The following is a 19733-nucleotide window of genomic DNA, read 5'->3' on the forward strand; positions in this document are numbered from 1 at the left end:
GCGCGACAGCCGGAGTCTGACCAGAGGTCAGCGGTAGCCGGGCGAGGTGTAGGTGGCGCCGACCGAGCCGGCCGGGACGAAGTCACCCGACGAGGGGCGACCCTCCCGCACGCTGCCGGTGATCGAGGCGTCCTTCGGCCAGGTCGCCACGCCGTTGGAGACGTTCGCCGCGCACGTCTTGTGGGTCACCGAGGGCCAGACGCTCTGACCGAAGGGCCGACCCGGCCGGGGTGCGACGTAGACGCCGTCCAGGGTCAGCGGGTAGTCGTCGGCGCAGTCGGTCCAGATGTAGTAGCCACCCTTGTCCACCGGGGCGTCGTTGTGCCCGAAGATGTTGGTGTTCCGGATGATGCCGGCGCCGATCGGCCCGGTGTTCTCGAAGATGTGCAGCCCCTGGAAGTTCGACGAGCCGGTCAGCCGGTCGATGCGGAACTCCCTCAGCCCGCCCCAGGGCTGGAAGACGTCGGCGTGGTTCCCGGTGCTCATGCCGCGCAGGCCGTCGACCCGCACGTTCTGGATCTGGAGGATGGCCTTCGGCGCGTTCGCGGCGATGCCGTCGGTCTGCGCGCCGCTCACGGCGCCGTCGATGTGGACGCCCTCGATGTGCACCGTGCCGGTGCAGTTGCGCACGTAGATGGCGCGCTGGTCGTAGCCGGACACCTTCGCCGAGGGCAGCGCCCGGATGCTGCCGCCGATGATGACGGCGTTGCGGCAGTCCGCGATCGTGATCGGGCCCACCGCACGGTCCTTGGGCAGCTGGATCAGCACGTCACCACCGCGACCGCTGATCGTCGTCAGCGAGTTGGTCGCCGTCACCTTGGTCACGGGGTAGTTCGCGTAGCCGGCGGGCGGCGCCCAGCTGAGCGCGGCACCCGAGGTAGTGGTGGCCGCCGGCGCCGGGGCCGGTGCGGCGACCTGCTCGACCTTCACCGGCGCGGGGGCCGGCGCAGGTGCCGCCACCTCCTCGACGCGGGGTGCCTCGGCGGTGGGGGCAGGAGCGGGAGCAGGGGGCTTCGGGGCGGACGAGGAGGCCGCCAGGCTGTCGGCTCGGGCGTCCGCCGACGCACTGGCCGCGGCACCGGCGTTCGGCTGCGTGGCCGGGTCCTCGGTCGGTGCTTCGGTCACCGCCGCGACGGGCGCGTCCGCGACCGGGGCCGGCGCGGGCGCCGCGACGTCGGCGGCGGGCACCGGCTCAGCGGCACCGGTGGCGGCTTCGGTCACCGGGACGAGGCAGCCCATGGCGATCGCCAGGGCGAGCCAGCGACTGCGGCCACCACCCATGATCGCGCGGCAGGTGGCCGAGGCGGACTTTCGTGTGGAGACGAAACGGGAGCGAGGCACGCAGCGGAACGTAGCAGCGCGATTACGTCACGCCACGGGATTGGGGAACTTCTGAGTCCGGTGGTACAGAAGTGACACGGGGTGCCCGCCCACGCACCCGACGAACCGACCGGCCGCGCTGTCGACGTCCCGGCCGCACCGGATGCATCGGCAGGTCACCCGACGATCCGCACCAGCTGGCGTCAACTCATCCGATGTATTGCTGCGACCACCGTCCGTACCGCCCTGATCAGCACCTTCCGACCGGCCCACCACGACGACGGCAGCGTGCTCAGGGACACCCGATCTGGTGACGAGGCTGGCCCCGCCCCCGCGTGCGCCGGATAAACTGGCCTCTCGCCACGCTGTGTCACTCGACGGACAAGGACGCGCAGTAGTTGCTGTGAGTGATCACTTCCCCTCGACTCGTGAGTCGCGTCGCTCACGGTCCACGAGCGACCCAGCGCGCCGTCCGTCGCCACCCTCATCCGGCGCGGGGTCGTGACAGCGATCACGGTCGCCGCCCCGGTCCGGACGCTAAGTTCACGGGGCTGCCTCCCTGACGACTGGACCGGGCAGCACAGCCGCCCAGCACTGATGAGCCGATGGCCTCGACGAGACCCGGCCCCGCCGTCCTCGGGCACGGGGGCCCTCGTCCGTCGCCGCCCAACGGATTCGAGACCCCGATGCATGTGACCAGCCCCGCGGCGTCGCCACGCGGCCTCCTCCCCGCGGCCGCCCTCGGCGTGACCGCACTGCTCGTGACGCTGAGCGCCTGCTCCTCGCCGTCCGAGCCGACGGCCCGGCTCGACCCCGGTCCCGACAACGTCCAGGTGACGGAGGGCCTCACGTACTGGTCCGACGACCAGACCGAGCTGAAGCTGGACGCCTGCCTCCCCACCGACGCCGAGGAGCCGCTCCCGGCGGTGCTGATCGTGCACGGCGGTGGCTTCACCGAGGGCGCCCGCGACAGCACCGGCGTCCGCACCCTGTGCGAGCTGACGGCGGAACAGGGCGCGGCCGCCTTCTCCGTCGACTACCGCCTCGCACCCGAGTTCACCTACCCCGCCCAGGTCGACGACCTCGCCAACGCCGTGCAGTGGCTGCGCGACCCCGCCCAGGTGGAGCAGTTCGGCATCGACCCGGCGCGGATCGGCGCCATCGGCAGCTCGGCCGGCGCGATCATCGCGCAGAGCCTGGCCACCCGCGGCGAGGGTCCGCTCGACAGCGGTGCACGGTTGGCGGCGGTGGCGTCCCTGAGCGGCGTCTCCGTGCTCTCCCCCGAGGGCCTCGAGCTGGGGCAGCCCAGCGAGGACGCCGCCGACCTGGTGCTGAACTACCTGGGCTGCACCTCGGTGACCGACTGCCCGCAGTCGGTGCCGGCCTCCCCCATCACCGGGGTGGACCCCTCCGACCCACCGATGCTGCTGGTCAACGGCACCGACGAACTGGTGCCCGCGGAACAACCGGAGGCACTCGCAGCAGCCCTGGACGCCGTCGGCGTGCCGGCGGAGCTGCTGCTCGTCGACGGGCCCAAGCACGGCATCACGCTGCTCGACAGCGACGTGCGGCGCCAGGTCCTCGACTTCCTGCAGGAACAACTGTGATCGGCGCGCCGGACTCGCGCACGCCGGTACCCCCCGAGAGGACCACGGACATGACCACCGACACCGCCGCGCCCCCGCTCCCCCGGTACCGCCACGAGGACCCGGGCACGCCGCTGCGTGACGTGCTGCGCGTGATCCGCCGGAGCTGGCTGATCATCGTGGCCGCCGTCGTCGCCGGGCTCCTCGCCGGCTGGCTCCTCACCGTCTTCCTGCCGGAGCGGTACGAGACCGAGACCAAGGTGCTCGTCGACCCGGTCGTCGCCGTCGAGGCCACCGACAGCCTGTCCCAGGCGTCCGCGCTCGTCGCCGACCGGGTGGAGACCTTCGCCGCCCTCGCCCAGACCCCCGCGGTGCTCGACCCCGCCATCGACGCCATCGATGCAGACGTCTCCTCGACCGAGCTGGTGGACAACGTCTCCGCCGAGGTCATCCCCCGCACCTCGATCATCAACATCACCGTCGAGGCCGGCACGCCGACGAACGCCGCCGAGCTCGCCAACGCGATCGCCGCCAGCCTCATCACCCAGATCGAGGGGGACGGCGCCGCCGCCACCCCGGTCAGCCTGACCGGGACCGTGGTCGAGGCCCCGGAGATCCCCGACGAGCTGGCGTCGCCGCTGCTCCTGCTGAACCTGCTGGCCGGGCTCGCGGTCGGCCTGCTCGTCGCCTTCCTGGTGATCGTGTTCCGCCAGGCGCTCTCCGCGGGGACCCGGGGACGCTGATGTCGGCGCCGCCGACGACCGCTGGCGCCACCGCGCGGTCCGGCCCGGGAACGCCTCCCGGGCCCGCCTGGGCGGTGCTCGCCGCAGCCCTGACCTTCGTCCTGGCCGCCCTGGCCTTGATCGAGCCGGCCCTGCCGCTCGCCGTGCTCATCGCCCTCACCGGGGTGCTGATCGCGGCGTTCCGGCCGAAGCTCTTCGTCCTCCTGGCGCTGGTCGTCATCATCCTCTCGGCGCCCATCCAGAACGTGCTGGGACAGGTGGGCACCTACGCGGACGAGGGCGTGATCGCCCTCGCCTTCGTCGCCCTCACCACCCGCCGCCTGGTCACCGAGGGGCGCCTGGTCTGGCTGCCCGGGACCGGCTGGTTCGTCGGCTTCCTCGTCGCCGGGCTGGTCAGCGCCGCGCTGGCCGAGGTGCCCGTCGGGCTCGCCGTCCCCGCGGCCTTCATCGCCGTCAAGGGCGTGCTGTTCGCCTTCGCCATCGCGCAGCTGCACTGGGACCGCGACGACCTGGCCCTGCTGGTCCGCCTCGGCATCACGGCGATCGTGCTCATGGCCCTCAGTGCCCTGCTGAACCTCGCGGCCCCGGCCGCGTGGGCGGAGTTCACCACCGGGCGGCCGCCGATCAGCTACATCGGCCCGTTCCCGGCGATCAACGGCGCGTTCCAGCACCCGGCCGCCTTCAGCCGGTTCTGCGGGGTGCTCGCCGTCGCCGCGCTCGTCTACGGCATGGTCGTCCGCCGGTCCTTCGCCAACACGGTCCTGGTGCTCGTCTCCGGCGGGCTGGCCTTCCTGACCTTCCAGGTGAAGTCGATCGTCGGGCTGCTGGCCACGCTCGCGGTGGTCGGCGCCCGCTTCCTCCGGCCGGTCGGGGTCGCGGCGATCCTCTGCATCGGGCCGCTCATCGCGCTGATCACCGTGCCTCCCCTGGCGGACCTCATCGGTGGCGACATCGAGATCTACCTGAACCAGGACTCCGCGCGGGGCCTGCTCACCGCGGGTGGGATCACCGTGGCGGCGCAGTACTTCCCGGTCGGCGCGGGGTTCGGCCGGTACGGCAGCTCCACGGCCGCCGACGACTACAGCCCGCTGTACTACGCGCTGGGCTTCCCTGGCCGCTATGGCCTGGGCCCGGGGCCGGACTCCGGCCAGTTCCTCAACGACTCGCAGTGGCCGGCGATCTACGGGGAGACGGGCTGGTTCGGCGCCTTCTTCTTCGCGGCCGGCCTCGCCTGCATCGTCGTCGCCCTGCTGCGGCGCGTCTCCGCCCACGAGGACGTGCTGGTCCGCTGGATCCGGATCACCGGCGTCGGGTGGCTGATCCTGCTGCTCGTGGAGTCCGCCGTGGCCCCGGTGTTCGTGTCGTCGCCGTCCTTCCCGTTCGTGTTCGCCGCCGCCGGCGTCATCGCCTCGCTCCGCGTCGACGCGCGCCACGAGGCCCGGCACGACGCGTCCCGGGGACCAGCACCGGCCATGGGGCACGGAGAACCGGTCACAGCTTGATCGTCTTCGGGCAGAATGCCGTGGCCGGCCGGCCACCGGCGCCGTCATGAGTGCAGCGGTAGGAGGAACTAGGTGACCCTGAGCAGGCTGCAGCGCGTCAAGTTGGTCTGGCTGTGGGGTTACCGGCCCGCGGACTTCGCCGCCTACGGCTTCGATGACGGCCGCCCGCCCACCGACGCCGGCCGGTTCCTGGGCAGCGACTGGAACCGCAGGTTCGTCCAGGACGTCGTCAACGACCCGCGCAACCACGTGCTCACCGAGCACAAGTGGGTCTTCTACCGCTTCGCCGACGGGTTCGGCCTGCCCGTGCCGCCGACCATCGGCTTCTACGACAGCGTCCAGGGCACCACCTGGGACGGCGAGCGCCCGCTGCGGACCGTGCCGCAGGTCCTCGCCGAGCTGGACCGCGAGCGCCCGACCGGGCTGGTGGTGAAGCCCGCAGGCGGAGGGCAGGGCGCGCAGATCACCATCCTCGACCGGATCGACCACGCGACCGGCGCGGCCACGACCCGCACCGGCGAGGAGACCACCCTCGAGCGCGTGTTCGCCGCCCTCGACCCGGGCGGTGAGCGCGGGGTCAGCGGGTACGTCGTGCAGCACGCCGTCCGCAACCACCCGGACCTGGCCGCACTCGCCCCCACGACGACCAACACCTGCCGCGTCCTCACCACCGTCGCCGCCGACGGGACGGCGCACGTGCACGCGGCGAGCACCCGCCTCGGCCGGCGCGGGAACATGATCGACAACTGGGGCTCCGGCGGGGTCAGCATCCCGATCGACGTGACCACCGGCGTGATGGGCCCCGGCATCCTCAAGGGGGTGCCCGGCGACCTGACCGACCACCCCGACACCGGCGAGCGGTTCGCCGGCCGGCAGCTGCCCCTGTGGCAGGAGACCGTCGACCTGTGCCGCCGCGCCGCCGTCCTCTTCCCGGGGCTGCGCTTCCTCGGCTGGGACGTGGTGATCGGCCCGGACGGGCCCGTGCTGCTCGAGGGCAACGTGCACTGGAGCCTGCGCGGCTCGCAGATGCTGGCCGACGAGGGCTGGCTCGCCGACCCGGTCACCCGGGAGCGGGTCGAGGCCCTCGGCGTGCCGCTGCCCACCGGCCGGGTGTCCCGGCAGGTCGCCCTCGGGATGGCGCTCCGCGGCCGAGACCGCGCCGGCCGGGTGGCCCGGCGGGCCGGTCGCGCCCTCGGCTCCCGATGAACCCCGCGGCCGGTCGTCCGGCACCGCACCCGTGACCCCTGGAACGAACGAGAGGACGGCGATGACTGCCGCCGAGGACCACGCGCTGACCGAGGACGCCGCCCCCACCGCGGCCGCCGCCCCCGTCACTGATCACTCCCCCGTCCGGCTGCTGTGGACCGGCGGCTGGGACTCCTCCTTCCGGCTGATGCAGGCGCTGCTCGTCGACCACCGGCCCGTGCAGCCGATCTACGTGGTCAACCCCGAGCGCCGCAGCACCCTGCTGGAGCTCAGCACGATGTCCCGGATGCGCGAGCAGCTGCTCCAGCGGCTCGACGACCCGGCGATGCTCGCCCCCACCGAGCTGCACCTGCGCTGGGACTTCCCGCCGTCGGAGGAGCTCCAGGCCCTCAACGCCTCGATCCTGCGCCACGGCGTCTGGATCGGCAGCCAGTACGTCTACCTGGCCGGCGTCGCCGAGAAGCTCGGCTGGTCGAACGTGGAGGTCTGCATGCAGGCCCACGACGACGGCCCCACCGCCCTGCACCGCCTGGTCTTCACCGACGACCGCGGCACGCTCAGCTCCGCCCCCGAGGCGCAGATGTTCCGCTTCTGGTCCTTCCCCGTCCTCCGGACGACGAAGGGCGAGATGGCCGCGATCGCCCGGGATCACGGCTTCCTGGACCTGCTGTCGCAGCGCTGGTTCTGCCACGACCCCCTGGGCGACCTGCCCTGCGGTCAGTGCCGGCCCTGCCAGCTGACCAACCGGGACGGCGTGACCTTCGCTCCCCCGGCACTGGTCCTCGGTCGCAAGGTCGTGCGGACCCAGCGGCGGCTCACCCGGGCCGCCAGGCGGCGGGTCCGGCGCGCCGCATGACCAGCCGGGCGACGCTGCTGCGGACCATGGCCCGCCTGGAGCGGCGCCAGTACGCCGGGCGGCTGCACCCGACGATGTGGCGGCGCGGCTTCCTCTCCAACCGCTGGTACGCCTACCCCGGCATCCACGACCCCGCCGTCCCCTTCATCAGCGACGCCGCGGTCGAGGCCCGGCTGCGCCGGCTGAACCACCCGGCCGGCGCCCGGCTGCTGGAGGACAAGAACGTCTTCGCCGACGTCGTGGTCGCCCGCGGGCTCGCCGCGAGCGCACCCGAGGTCTACGGCGTGGGGCTGCGCGGGGTCCTGTACGGCCGGTCGGCGGAGGCGCTGGACCGGATGCGTGCGGCGGCGGCCGTCGTCGTCAAGCCCCTCGACGGGGCGGGCGGACGCGGGGTCCGCATCGTGGCCGGCGAGCAGGTCGAGAGCCTGGTCGCCGGTGACCCGGACGCCGTCGTCCTCGTGCAGGAGCGGCTGGCGCAGCACCCGCAGCTGCGCGCCGTGCACCCGGGCTCGCTCAACACGCTCCGGGCGCTGGCCATCCGGCTGCCGGACGGCGACCCGGTGGTCGCCGCCGCGGTCCACCGGTGGGGCACCGCGGCCAGCGGCGCCGTCGACAACGTCAGCTCGGGCGGCCTGTGCAGCGCCGTCGACCTCGCGTCCGGGCGCCTCGGCCCGGCGGTGGGCCGCCCCCGGGAGCGCGGGCGGCCGACGTACGACCGGCACCCGGACACCGACGTGCAGATCGCCGGGGAGACCGTGCCGCACTGGGGCGAGGTGCTCGACCTGGTCGGGGAGCTGATGCGGGCCTTCCCGGAGGTCACCCACGTCGGCTGGGACGTCTGCGTCACCGACCGCGGCCCGTTGGTCCTCGAGGGGAACGCCGGGGTCCCGAACCTCAACGTGTTCCAGTTCCACGGGTCGTTCCTGTCCGACCCGCGCGTGCGGCGCTTCTACATCGACCACGGCCTGCTCGACCGCCGGCACGCCTGAACCCACGGGGTGGCGCAGGCGCTCCCCTGTGCCGGGGAGCGCCTGCCGCGGCCCCGGGCGGGGCTCAGCGGAGGCGGAGCAGCCGCCGCTTCCCGGAGACCGGGAGCTCCCACCAGCTGCCCAGCAGCCGGTCCAGCTCCGGCTCGTACCGGGCCAGGCCCGCCGCGGGGTACGGGGTCAGCTCGCCGAACCACAGCACCCCGTCGTGCTCGTAGAAGTCCACGCGCATCATGTCGAAGTCCGCCGCCAGCAGGGACGCCGCCTTCAGCATGTCCTCCAGCCGCTCCGGCCGTGCGGTGTCCGGCCCGGGGGCGTAGCCGCCGTTCCAGGGCAGCGGCTCCCAGTCGGGGGTGTAGTACCGCGCCCGGTGCACGTTCCCGTCCCGGCTGTGGACGGCGACGGCGCGGGGCACGCCGTCGAAGACGAACAGCTTGAGGTCGGCCGGCACCTCACCCGGCGTGCCGATGAACTCCTCGACGAGCAGGCCGGGGCGCGCGGTGCGGTAGGCCCACTCGCCACTGCGCCGCCAGTACGGCTCGCTCACCCACCCCTCGACCTCCGCGGCGAGCGCGTCGACGTCGGCCGGGCCACCGCTGATCACCACGCGCTGGCTGGCGTGGTTCGGCTTCAGCACCCAGTTCTCGGGGAGGTCGACGTCCCGCAGCTCGGCGACGTCCGTGCCGAACCAGTAGGTCTCGGGCGTGCGGGTGAGGTCCGGCGCGAGCCGGGCGGCGTGCTCCTTCATCGCCAGCTTGTCGCAGGTGAGCCGGAGCAGCTCGCGGCGGTCGCGGGTCACCCGCCACTGGACCTTGTCGTTGAAGGTCTCGAAGTCCACCAGCGGGGGCAGCCGACCGTGCCGGAGGTAGAACTTCCTCGCCCGGCGCAGCTGGACAGGGACCAGCCGCTGCGGGTCGAGACGGGGGAACGGCGCACGGGCCACGGCGCACACTCCAACAGACGCGCGCGGACGCCGCAACGTCGCCCCCCTTCCGGGCGTCCCCCAGTGTGGGCGACAACGCTGCTCGCGGCCACCGCGCGACGGTAGGGTCGGCGTGACCAGACCCCGGTCCGGGGTCTGCCGCACACCCAGGAGAGCAGTTGTCACTGCCGAAGCAGTGGCCGACCCCGACCCGGGTCGTCCGGCGCTACACGACCGCGTGGCAACAGTTCGGTCCCTTCCTCGGCTCGTCGAAGTCGCGCATCGCGGTGATGGCCGGCGGCTCGGTGGTCGCCGGTCTGGTCGAGGCCGTGCTGCTGGCCCTGGTCGCCTCCCTCGCCACCGCGCTCTCGCAAGGGCAGACGCAGGTCGACGCCCTCCCCGGCCCGCTCGAGTTCGAGGCACCGCTGCTCGTCCTCTGCCTGGTGGGCATGGGGGTGGCCGTCTTCCGCGGCGCGCTGCAGGTCTGGCTGGCCTACGTCCCCGCGTCGATGAGCGCAGCGGTGATGGCCAACCTCCGCCGTGACCTGTTCGAGCGGTTCACCTCGGCGTCCTGGAAGATCCAGTCGGCCGAGCGTGACGGGCACTTCCAGTCCCTGATGACCACCCAGGCGATCCAGGCCTCGGCGGCGGTCACCACCCTCTCCGAGGGCATCAGCGCCGTCCTGATGTTCTTCACGCTGCTCGCCTCCGCCTTCCTGCTCAGCGCCCCGACGGCGCTGATCCTCATCGGCGCCTCGGCGGTCCTGTTCGTGATGCTGGCCCCGCTGGCCCGCCGCCAGCGCGGCCACGCCCGGGCGCTGAGCGCGGAGAACGTCGAGTACGCCAAGGGCGTGCAGGAGATGGTCCAGCTGGCCGAGGAGACGCAGGTCTTCGGCGCCAGCCGGGCCTACCGCGAGGCGGTCGAGGGGATGATCCAGGAGGTCCGTCGTCCGCTCCTGCAGACGCGCTTCCTCAACCGGGCCGTGCCGGCGCTGTACCAGAGCGTGGCGTTCTTCCTGCTGCTCCTCGCCCTCACGATCGTCTTCCTCTCCGGGGCGACGGCGATCGGCGAGCTCGGTGCGGTGGTCCTCATCCTCATCCGGTCGCTGACCTTCGGGCAGCGGATCCAGGCCTCCTCCACCCGGATGAACGAGCTGATCCCCTACATGGGCCGGCTGCGCCGGGCGCTGGACCACTACGCCGACCACACCCGGCAGGACGGCGACCAGCCGCTGTCCCGCATCGAGCGGCTCGGCATGTCCCACGTGGACTTCGGCTACGACGCCAAGACCCCCGTCCTGCACGACGTCTCCTTCGAGGCCAGCCGCGGCGAGGTGATCGGCATCGTCGGCCCGTCCGGGGCGGGGAAGTCCTCCATCGTGCAGCTGCTGCTGCGCCTCCGGCTGCCCACCAGCGGCACCGTCACGGTCAACGACCAGGACGGCCGCGACTTCCGCCTCGAGGACTGGCGGCACCGGGTCTCCTACGTGCCGCAGAGCCCGCAGCTGCTCTGGGGCACCGTCGCCGACAACATCCGCTTCTACCGCGACGACATCTCCGACGCCGACGTCGAGGAGGCCGCCCGCAAGGCCTCGCTGCACGAGGAGATCCTCAGCTGGCCGAAGGGCTACCAGACGGTCATCGGGCAGCGCGCGGCGGCGATTTCCGGCGGCCAGCGCCAGCGGCTGTGCCTGGCGCGCGCCCTGGCCGGGCGGCCCGACGTGCTGATCCTCGACGAGCCGACCAGCGCGCTGGACGTCAAGAGCGAGCAGGCGGTCCAGGAGTCCCTGGCCCGGATGAAGGGCGAGGTCCTGCTGCTGCTCGTCGCGCACCGGGTGTCCACCCTGTCGATCTGCGACCGGGTCATGGTGATGGGCGACGGCCGGCTCCAGGGCATCGCCGAGCCCGAGGTCCTGCTGCGCGACAACGACTTCTTCCGGGAGATCACCGAGATCTCGCAGGCCGGGCACAGCGTCCCCTGATCCCGGCGGTGCGGTGACCTCCCGGGAGGGAGGTCACCGAGCGTCGTCACGGCAGGTCGCTGCTGCTGGTGAGCACGCGTCCGCGGGTCATCAGCGCGGCAGGTCACGCCGTCCGGCCGACCCTTGAGCCGCCTCACGGCGCGGCTCAAGGGTCGGCGAGGCGGCTCATCCTGACCTTCCAGAGCCTTCCCGACCGTGCCGGTGGCACCACCTCACGGCGCTGGCGGAGCAACGTCACCTGGGTACGACCAGCGCGGGTGAGCAGACCGGCCCACGGGCCCGTTCCTGCGCCATCATCGACAGGTGTTCCAGGACCACGAGCCCGAATGCCCTCTCCACGAACCAGCGCACTGGTTGCGGGCGGCCGCCGTGCACACCTAGGCCCTGGCCTCCTTCAGCGAGCTGCCCGCATCGCGACCGGCTCTACCGGCGAGCGTCCTGCCGGCCGCGGCACCGCCTGGAGAGGAGTGGGCCGTCGCCTGGTGCTCGTGCCGGCGCAGCACCCCGCCGCAGGGTGGCCGCGCGTAGGCCGTGCGGCGGTCAGGGCCGGTCGGGGCGGGACAGCGACGTCCCGCTCTCCCCCGTGGTACCCGGGTCGACCTCCACCCGGGAGCGCGCAGCTGCCGCGACGACCTCCGGGCAGAGCTCGTCGACCTCGACGGCGAAGCCGATCCCGCTGCTCTTCATCAGCCCGGCCAGCTGCTGCTGGTGGTCGTCGACGTGCTCGCCACGGAACCGGCGGCGCACGACCGCGACCGGGGCGATCCCCATCTCGAGCAACCCGAGGACGCTGCCCACACCGGCGTGGGTGATCACCACGTCCGCGTCGCGCGCGCACTGGTCGAAGTCCTGGCCGGACAGCTCGTGGTGCACCCGGCCCGGCAGCTCGACCGCCGGCTCCGTCTCCCCCAGCTGCCAGACCGTGTGCTCGTCGGCCAGGCCCAGCTCCAGGATGCGGTCGATGATCGAGTGGAACGGGTAGCCGCGGAGCGTGCCCAGGGTGATGAACAGCCGGGCCGGCCCCTCGCTGCGCACCGGCCGGGGGACCATCCGGAACGCCGAGAACACGCTCGGGTGGGTGCCCCACCGGCCCCCCGCCCAGGCGGGGTGCTGCGTCCGGAGCTCGGCGAAGCGCATCGCGGCCAGCACCCGTCCGCTGACCGAGGGCCCGTTCACCCGCGAGACGCTCTCGATGTAGAGCGACGGGATGCCGGCCAGCTGCGCGGCGGGCAGTGCGGCCAGGGCCAGCGCCGACCCGGTGCTCACCGCGGCGTCGAAGTGCTCGGACCGCAGCCGCGGCAGGATCGTCCGGAACGCACGGGCGATCTTCAGCCCCTCGCGCGGCCGGATGTAGGGCACGTGCAGGACGTTCCGCCCCGCCAGCAGCGACTCGCTCTGAGCGGTGGGGAAGGTGATCCAGAGCGAGTCGTCGGACGCACCGAGCCCCGGGGCCAGGCGGACCAGCTGGGCCAGGTGCCCGCCGGTGGAGGCGGCCAGCACGAGCCGGCGGTCGGCGCCGGGCCGGAGCTCGGGCAGCTCTCGGGGGGACATCATTCCCTCACTTCGGTGGGCCGGGGCGACAGCTCGGTCGGCGGGGTGACCGCCTTCTCGGGGTCGTCCGGGGTGCGGTCCTGTGCCCCGCGGCGACGGGGGCCGCGGAGGAAGGCCGGTGGGGCGTACAGCCAGCGGACCCGGCTGGTGAGCCGGGCCAGGCCGAAGGACGCGAGGACGGTGAGGACGACCAGCGCGACCTGCACGCCGACGTCGACCCACCGGGGCCACGCCGGTTCCAGCAGCGCGATCAGCGCGGTCGCCAGGACGATGACGTAGAGGTGCAGCAGGTACAGCTTCAGGCTGGCGGTGCCCATCGAGGTGAAGATGCCGAAGCCCGGCACCCGGACCAGGTAGCGGACGACCAGGATGCCGACGGCCACGGCGGCGAGCTGCCCGACGAGCACCACGAGCGGCACCCAGCGGAAGCCCAGGACGATCAGCGCGGTGGACACGACCAGGACGGCGAAGGCGATCCCGAGGTGCACCGGCCGCGCCCGCTCGACGAGGTCCCGGATCTCCCGGGAGAACACCGCACCCAGGGTGAAGAAGAAGAACAGTGCGCCGACCCGGTTCCAGCCGATGTTGTGTGCGTCGACCAGGCCACTGGTGAAGAGGGTCGACACCAGGCCCGAACCGGCCAGCTGCACCCAGATCGGCGCGCGGGCGATCAGCCAGCGGAAGAGGGTGAAGAGGAAGAGCGCGTAGAGGAACCAGTAGCTGCTGCTCGGCCAGAACAGGATGAGCGGCAGCGCCAGCGGGTCGGTCGCCGGGATCTCACCGAGCTCGCCGTTGAGCCCGGGGATGACGAAGTAGAAGATCGTCCGGATGACCGACCACAGCACGTAGAGGTACAGCAGCGGCAGCAGCCGCCGCTTCCACAACGCGCGGAACTTGGTCGCCCCGTGCCGGCCGGCGAAGATCCCGGCGATCAGGAAGAACGCCGGCATCGGGAAGAGCTCGAAGACGGCCTTGGCCCGGCCGAGCACGGCGTCGACGTCCGCCGTCTTCAGGTAGAGGGTCACGTGGTAGGCGATGACCATGAAGATGGCCAGGCCCTTGACGGGCTCGAGCCACGCGAACCGCCCCGTCGTCGGGGCAGTGCTCTGGGCGCTCATCGAGGATCCGTTCTTCCTACGGCCTGGTCCGTCGCCCGACCGTGTCCGGTCACCCGGACCCGCGGGAACCCGCGAGTCCGCCGGGACCCTAACAGCCGGTACACCGACGGTACGGGGATCGGGACGGTCGTACGCCTGACCGAGGGCAGGTTCACTCCACCGTGGAAGTGGTCGGCTCCGCCGGGGCGGTGGTCGGCTCCGCCGGGGCGGGTGCGGGTCCGGTTCCCGACGAGTCGAGGCGGCGGATCAGCCGCGCCGGCACCCCGCCGTAGACGGCGTCCGGCTGGGTGTCGCCGCTGACCAGGGCGCCGGCGGCGATGACCGAGCCCGCCCCGATGGTCACCCCGCCCAGGACGGTGACGCCGGCGCCGAGCCAGGCGCCGTCCCCAATCGTGATCGGGGCGCTGACCGGCGCCCCGGCGCGCTGCTCCCGCGGCCCGACGTCGTGGGAGGTGGGCAGCAGGCTGACCCCGGGGCCGAGGTGGACCCGGTCGCCGATGACGATGCGGGCGTTGGCCCCGATCGTGGCGTTGACGTTGACGAACGCCCCCCGGCCGATCTCCAGGTGGTCGACGCCGCCGACGAAGCGGATCCACGGGTAGACGCGGGCACTGCCGTGCACCCGGACGCCCAGCGCCCGGAGCAGCCGCGCCCGGGTACGGGGAGCCCAGACCGGGCTGCCGGCCACCGTGCTGGCCAGTGCGCCGCGCATCCTGCCGCTCATCTAGGCCTGCCCGGTGGGGACGGAGGCCAGCAGGTCGGCCGTGTTGCGCTGCCCCATCGCCACGACGCCCGGGAGCGCCTGCCGGATGGACTGCCGGGCTGCCGAGTCCTCGGGGAGGACGCGGTCGATCACCTCGGCGACGACCGCCGAGAAGCCGGGGACGGCGTCGATGCGCAGCTCGGGCGTCCCGAACAGCTGCATCAGGCCCTCGACCTTGCCCTGGGACGCCAGGGTCAGCGCCGGGACGCCGTTCAGCAGCGACATCACCGCCAGGTGCATCCGCCCGGTGACCGTGACGCTCGCCCGGGCGGTCAGCCCGCGGACCTGCGCCGGGGACAGGATCGAGGGCACGCCGCTCACGTCGGGCAGCTCACCCACCCGCGCCATGAGGGCGGCGCAGGGCGCCATGTCGCCGCTCTGCTCCCGGTCGACGTGCGGGATGACCAGCACGTGCAGGCCACGGCCGCGCAGGTGCTCCACGATCCGGACGTACTCCTCGGTCTGGTCGACCCGGTCGGCGAGCAGCCCGCTGACGTTGACCAGCGCGACCGGCCGGGTGACGTCCCGCAGCAGCTCGTCGGCCGCCGACCCGTCCACGGTCCGGGCGGCGAAGACGACGTCCGCCACCTCCTCGACCGGTGCGATCCCGTCCGCGCGGGCGCGCTCGGCGGAGATGGGGTCGCGCAGCAGGAGCCGGACCCCGTCGCGCGCCGCGCCGGCCAGCGACCGCCGGGCCGCGACCCGGGCCCGGTCGCTCCAGCTGAAGCCGATGATCCGGGTGTCGACCCCGGCGCGGGCGGCCGCCCGGGCGAGGTTGGACCGGCGGACCGACGCCGGCAGCGAGTACCGGCCGTCCATCACGTCCGCGCCCAGGACGGACAGCTGGGCCGCACCCGCGAGCGCGCGGCCGAACGCGGCCACCGAGGCCCGGTGGTCGGCGCCGGTCCCGTAGACCAGGTGCGGGATCTCCAGGACCTCCACCCGCTGCCGGAACTCCTCGGGCAGTTCCACCGCGGCGGGGTCGGGCACGACCAGGGTCACCGGCCCGGCGGTGTTCTCCAGCACCGACTCGAGCATCGCCTGGTCCCCGACGTTGCCGCCGCCGGGTGCGGCGAGGAGCAGGTGCCGGCCGCGGACGCGCGGCTCCGCACGCACCCGGGACCGGATGATCCGGCGGTCGACGAGGCTGGGCAGCCCCGATGCCACCACCGCCCGTCGCCAGATCCGGTGCGCGCGCTCGATGGCCTTGGTCATGGGTCCATACCCGCCTTCGGGGTCGTGATCGGGTCGGTGGGAGCCGCACCGGTGAGGCTCAGGGGGGCCGGGCCGGGAGGCACGCCGACGGGCGCGCCGTCGTCCTCCGGCGGACGGGTGGCCGGACGGCCGGAGCCGCGCCGGAGGGACCTGCGCATCCCGGCGATCCCCCGCAGGTCGCGCCGGAACGTCGGCCAGACGAGCGCGGCGAGGGCGGTCGCGCCGAGGACGGCGAGCACGCCGACGACCAGGCGCAGCGCGTGCGCGTCGTCCGGCAGCGCGACCGTGGACAGGAACGAGAGGGCCGACGCCACGCTGAAGACCAGCCCGGTGCGGAGCCCGTTGCGGAACATCCGCCCGGCGGGGGCGTCGGAGACGCGGGCGATCCAGACCAGCGCCACCGGCCACGCCAACGCCACCCCGACCGCGTAGCCCACCGCCACGCCCAGCAGCCCCCAGGTGGAGCCGACCACGATGACGACCGCCATCACCGGCCTGGTCACCAGGGCGTAGACGAACTGCGTCCGGGTCAGCCCCTTGGCCAGGAAGACCCAGGAGACGGCGTAGGTGGCGGCCTGGAAGAACCCGGCGACGAGCAGCACCTGGAAGACCGGCACCGCCTCCGTCCACTGCGGCCCGAGCATCACGAACACCACGGACTCGGCCTGCGCGAAGAGCACCGCGAAGAGGCCGCCGATGAGGGTGAGCAGCGCGACCTGGCCGAAGCTGATGAACTCGGCGAACCGCTTCCGGTCGTCCTGCAGCCGGGAGAGGACCGGCAGGGCCACGCGCGTGGACGGCGCCTGGACCTGCAGCAACGGCATCATGACCAGCTGGAAGGCGCGGTTGTAGAGGCCGACGGGCGCCGCACCGTAGCGCGCACCGAGGACGAGGGTGTCCATGTTGCGGCCCAGGTAGTTGAGCAGGTGCGAGCCGAGCAGCGGCATGCCGTAGCCGATGAAGGGGCGGACGGACGCGCTCCGGTCCACCCGGCCCGGCAGCCACCGGTTGGTGGCGACCAGGAACACCTGTGCGACCAGCCCCTGGGTGAGCTGCTGGGCGACCAGCGCCCAGTAGCCGGCGCCGAGGACGGCGAGCACGATGCCGACGGCGACGCCGGCGACCTGCCCGCCGATCTCGGAGAGCGCGAGCTTGCCGAAGCGCAGGTGCCGGGTGTGCATCGCCCGGTACTGGGTGGACACCCCGTTCAGCAGGAACGTGGCCGACATGACGACGGTGACGAGGGTCAGCCGGTCGTCGTCGAAGGCCAGCGCCACCAGCGGCGACGCGGCGCAGACCAGCACGGCCAGGACGGCGCCGATGCCGGTGTTGAGCCAGAAGAGGTTGTCCCGCTGCCCGTCGGAGAGCGTCTTGGCCTGGACGGCGGCCGAGGAGAGACCGAAGTCCCGGAACAGCTCGCCGAAGCCGACGATCAGCGTCACGATCGCGAGGAGGCCGTAGTCCTCGGGGTCGAGCAGCCGGGCCAGGACGGCGATGCCCACCAGCTGGACGAGCACGCGGAGCCCCTGCCCGCCCAGGGTGACGGCGGCACCCCGGGAGGCTCGTGCACCGAGCCCCTGCCCCTCCCCCGCGGTGGGCCCGGTCACCCTCGCCCGCTGAGCACTCGGGCCCGTCGGTAGGCGTCGCGGTGGTGGAGCCCGATCCGCTCCCAGTCGCGGTCGTCGAGCCGCGGCTCCCCGCCCCGGCGGGCCGCGGTGGCGGCGATCGCCTCCTCGAGCACCTGCGGGGTCAGCTCACCGGGGTACTGCAGGATCCACCCGGGGCCCACCTCCTCCGACAGCGCCGCGTTGGTCGGCGACTCCGGCACGAGGACCGGCCGCCCCAGGGACAGCGCCGCGAAGAGGGACCCCGAGTTGTGCATGCTCCCGCGGTAGGGCAGGACCACCAGCTGCGAACAGCAGATCTCCTCGACCAGCTCCTGGTCGCTCACCAGGCGGAGCAGGGTGTCGATGCGGGGGTCGCCCGCGGACCTCTCGTGCACCAGCTCGGCCTGGCCCGGGTGCGGGTTGCCGACGATCCGCAGCCGCAGGTCGGCGCGGTCGATGCCGCGGAAGGCGTCGATGAGGACGTCGACGCCCTTGTACGGCCGGATGATGCCGAAGTACAGGAGCCGCCCCGGCTGCGCCTCGGGCTGCGGGTACTGGGCGAAGGGCTGCCGGTAGTGCCCGTGCGGGATCGTCACCGTCTCGCGCCCGGCGGTGACCGGGCTGGCCGGGTTGAGCCGGATCACCAGGTCGACGTGCCTGTAAAACCGGTCCAGCGACCGGTGGTCGGACCGGCTGCCCTGCTCGTGCGGGCTGAGGTTGTGCGCCGTCCACACCAGCGGGATCCGCCGCACCCGCAGGCGCAGGAGCAGCAGCTCCAGCAGCCGGCGCTTGACGAACCGCAGCCACGGCCGCCGGCTGTCGCGGATGAGCAGCTCCGGCCAGTGCACGTGCAGCACGTCGTACCGGCCGAACAGCCCCGTCTGCCAGTCGAAGAAGCGGACGTCGACGTCCGGCGCCGCGCCCTGGACCATCTGGTCGGCGTACTGCGTGGTGCCGTCCGGCTCGCGCAGGGAGTGCAGCACCACCAGGCGACGGTCGGCGTCGGCCCGGGGGACGGACGGCTGCGGAGCCCGGCGGCCGATCACGACGGGCCCTGCCCGTCTCCGGGCACCGCACCGTCCGGCCGGCCGGGGACCGCTCCCCGCGCGGTCACGGGGAGGACCGCCTGCCGGTCGGCAGACGAGGGGTCGGTGCGAGGGACATCAGGCCGGGAGCGGACGCTCACAGCCAGGAGTTGAAGGTGGCGACCATGTCCGAGTGCGTCCAACCCGGCACGGTGTGCCCCTGGTCGTGGTACTGGACGCGCACGTCGGCCGCGACGGGCTTGGCAAGACCGGCCAGCGCCAGGCCGTGCCGGTCCGGCGGCAGGATCGGGTCGACGAGCGAGACCACGGTCTTGACCCGCTTGCCGGCCCAGGCGCTCTGCGGCAGGCGGGCGGGGTTCGTGGCCGCGACGCGCGCCGGGTCGTTGCCGTACGGGGGGCCGATCCGGCCCGGGTCCCGGGCGTAGAGGTCTTCCATGTCGTAGCTCGCGTTGGCGAGGTAGATCCCGCGCATCCCGCGGACCATGCCGTTGCCGTAGGCGTAGGTCATCAGCGAGCCGCCGCCGGAGTTGGCGCGGGCGAACGCGACGCCGACGTTGAAGACCGCGCTGATGTACTTGTCCCAGTTGACCTGGTGGGTCAGGGCGGCCTGCGTCGTCCACGTGCTGCCACCGAAGTTCGGGCAGACGCAGACCACGCCCCGGTCGACGAGCAGCATGCCGGGGTAGGCGTACGCGCCGTCCATCGCGGTGTGCGTGCTGCCGTTCGAGTGGTACATCCAGGCGACCGCGCTGGGCTTCGGCGCCTTCGGGGGGGTCGCGTGCGGCACGTAGAGCCGCGCCCGGTCGGTGCCCCAGACGACGTCGATCGCCTCGTACTTCTTCTTCCCGATCCGGGTGGTCCGGGTGTCGGTGCGGGAGACCTCGCCGGGCAGCTTGGGGATCGGGCTGTAGACCGGGGCGGCCTGCGCGGGCCCGGCACCGACGGCCACGCCGGCGAGCCCGGCAGCGGCACCGAACAGGACGGCGCGGCGGCTGGCCAGGGGCGGACGGACGGTGGACGGGTCGGACGCCGGGACGTCCGAACGGGCTCGGGACACGGGCTATGCCCTCCATGAGGCCGGGACGGATGGTCGACACCGCGCCGCAGGACCGCAACACGTGTACCGGAAAACTAACCTCCACCGACCGGAGAAGCCAGGGATGACCTGCGGCCGGTCCCGTCCGGGTGTCACCCGATCGGGGACCACCACCCCGCCACCGCACGCACCGTGGGGCCCTCCCACCGCCCACCCGTGGCGGACAGCGGCCGGTGGAGCCGTTCCGGCACGTACCCTGGACCGAAGGCCGACTTCCCTGGCCCACGGCCCGTC

At 73.3% G+C, this 19733-nt stretch carries 16 protein-coding genes; 7 read left to right on the forward strand and 9 right to left on the reverse strand.

The window, feature by feature from the left end:
• Nucleotides 1–27: 27 nt before the first annotated feature.
• Nucleotides 28–1341: a hypothetical protein gene (locus tag FB380_RS04025; protein ID WP_166753948.1), complete on the reverse strand. Its 1314-nt coding sequence runs from the start codon at nucleotides 1339–1341 to the stop codon at nucleotides 28–30.
• 725 nt (nucleotides 1342–2066) lie between these two features.
• Here FB380_RS04025 and FB380_RS04030 point away from each other — a divergent pair.
• From FB380_RS04030 to FB380_RS04055, 6 genes are all read left to right on the forward strand, one after another.
• Nucleotides 2067–2927 (forward strand): alpha/beta hydrolase, encoded by an 861-nt coding sequence (locus tag FB380_RS04030; RefSeq protein ID WP_166753949.1) that lies wholly within the window; start codon nucleotides 2067–2069, stop codon nucleotides 2925–2927.
• 50 nt (nucleotides 2928–2977) lie between these two features.
• Entirely contained in the window at nucleotides 2978–3649 is a 672-nt protein-coding gene (locus tag FB380_RS04035) for a Wzz/FepE/Etk N-terminal domain-containing protein (RefSeq protein ID WP_166753950.1), read from the forward strand.
• A 74-nt stretch (nucleotides 3650–3723) separates the two neighbouring features.
• Nucleotides 3724–5151 (forward strand): hypothetical protein, encoded by a 1428-nt coding sequence (locus FB380_RS04040; RefSeq protein ID WP_166753951.1) that lies wholly within the window; start codon nucleotides 3724–3726, stop codon nucleotides 5149–5151.
• Nucleotides 5152–5223: 72 nt separating this feature from the next.
• Nucleotides 5224–6357, forward strand: coding sequence for a sugar-transfer associated ATP-grasp domain-containing protein (locus tag FB380_RS04045; RefSeq protein ID WP_166753952.1), 1134 nt, complete (start codon nucleotides 5224–5226; stop codon nucleotides 6355–6357).
• 61 nt (nucleotides 6358–6418) lie between these two features.
• A complete protein-coding gene (locus FB380_RS04050) occupies nucleotides 6419–7213 on the forward strand; it encodes a hypothetical protein (protein ID WP_166753953.1) in 795 nt (264 codons plus the stop codon).
• Nucleotides 7210–8202: a sugar-transfer associated ATP-grasp domain-containing protein gene (locus FB380_RS04055; RefSeq protein WP_166753954.1), complete on the forward strand. Its 993-nt coding sequence runs from the start codon at nucleotides 7210–7212 to the stop codon at nucleotides 8200–8202. The genes FB380_RS04050 and FB380_RS04055 overlap by 4 nt, the downstream gene beginning before the upstream one ends.
• Nucleotides 8203–8266: 64 nt before the next feature.
• On the opposite strand, the gene FB380_RS04060 is transcribed toward FB380_RS04055, so the two are convergent.
• The gene (locus FB380_RS04060) at nucleotides 8267–9142 is read right to left on the reverse strand and encodes an ATP-grasp fold amidoligase family protein (protein WP_166753955.1); all 876 of its coding nucleotides are present in this window, start codon (nucleotides 9140–9142) and stop codon (nucleotides 8267–8269) included.
• 158 nt (nucleotides 9143–9300) lie between these two features.
• On the opposite strand from FB380_RS04060, the gene FB380_RS04065 reads away from it, so the two are divergent.
• Entirely contained in the window at nucleotides 9301–11103 is a 1803-nt protein-coding gene (locus FB380_RS04065) for an ABC transporter ATP-binding protein (protein WP_166753956.1), read from the forward strand.
• 540 nt (nucleotides 11104–11643) lie between these two features.
• Here the strand turns inward: FB380_RS04065 and FB380_RS04070 are convergent.
• From FB380_RS04070 to FB380_RS04100, 7 genes are all read right to left on the reverse strand, one after another.
• A complete protein-coding gene (locus FB380_RS04070; RefSeq protein WP_166753957.1) occupies nucleotides 11644–12654 on the reverse strand; it encodes a glycosyltransferase in 1011 nt (336 codons plus the stop codon).
• Nucleotides 12654–13772: an acyltransferase family protein gene (locus FB380_RS04075; protein ID WP_166753958.1), complete on the reverse strand. Its 1119-nt coding sequence runs from the start codon at nucleotides 13770–13772 to the stop codon at nucleotides 12654–12656. The genes FB380_RS04070 and FB380_RS04075 overlap by 1 nt, the downstream gene beginning before the upstream one ends.
• A 151-nt stretch (nucleotides 13773–13923) precedes the next feature.
• Entirely contained in the window at nucleotides 13924–14496 is a 573-nt protein-coding gene (locus tag FB380_RS04080) for an acyltransferase (RefSeq protein WP_166753959.1), read from the reverse strand.
• Nucleotides 14497–15750, reverse strand: coding sequence for a polysaccharide pyruvyl transferase family protein (locus FB380_RS04085; protein WP_166753960.1), 1254 nt, complete (start codon nucleotides 15748–15750; stop codon nucleotides 14497–14499).
• Nucleotides 15747–17357 carry a lipopolysaccharide biosynthesis protein gene (locus tag FB380_RS04090; protein WP_166753961.1) on the reverse strand — a complete coding sequence of 537 codons (1611 nt, stop codon included), beginning with the start codon at nucleotides 17355–17357 and terminating at the stop codon, nucleotides 15747–15749. Before FB380_RS04090 ends, FB380_RS04085 begins: the two co-directional genes overlap by 4 nt.
• Nucleotides 17354–18343 (reverse strand): glycosyltransferase, encoded by a 990-nt coding sequence (locus FB380_RS04095; protein WP_166753962.1) that lies wholly within the window; start codon nucleotides 18341–18343, stop codon nucleotides 17354–17356. The genes FB380_RS04090 and FB380_RS04095 overlap by 4 nt, the downstream gene beginning before the upstream one ends.
• 196 nt (nucleotides 18344–18539) lie before the next feature.
• Nucleotides 18540–19460 carry a hypothetical protein gene (locus FB380_RS04100; RefSeq protein WP_166753963.1) on the reverse strand — a complete coding sequence of 307 codons (921 nt, stop codon included), beginning with the start codon at nucleotides 19458–19460 and terminating at the stop codon, nucleotides 18540–18542.
• Nucleotides 19461–19733: the final 273 nt, after the last annotated feature.

The organism is Modestobacter marinus (assembly GCF_011758655.1).
Taxonomy (GTDB): Bacteria; Actinomycetota; Actinomycetes; order Mycobacteriales; family Geodermatophilaceae; genus Modestobacter; species Modestobacter marinus.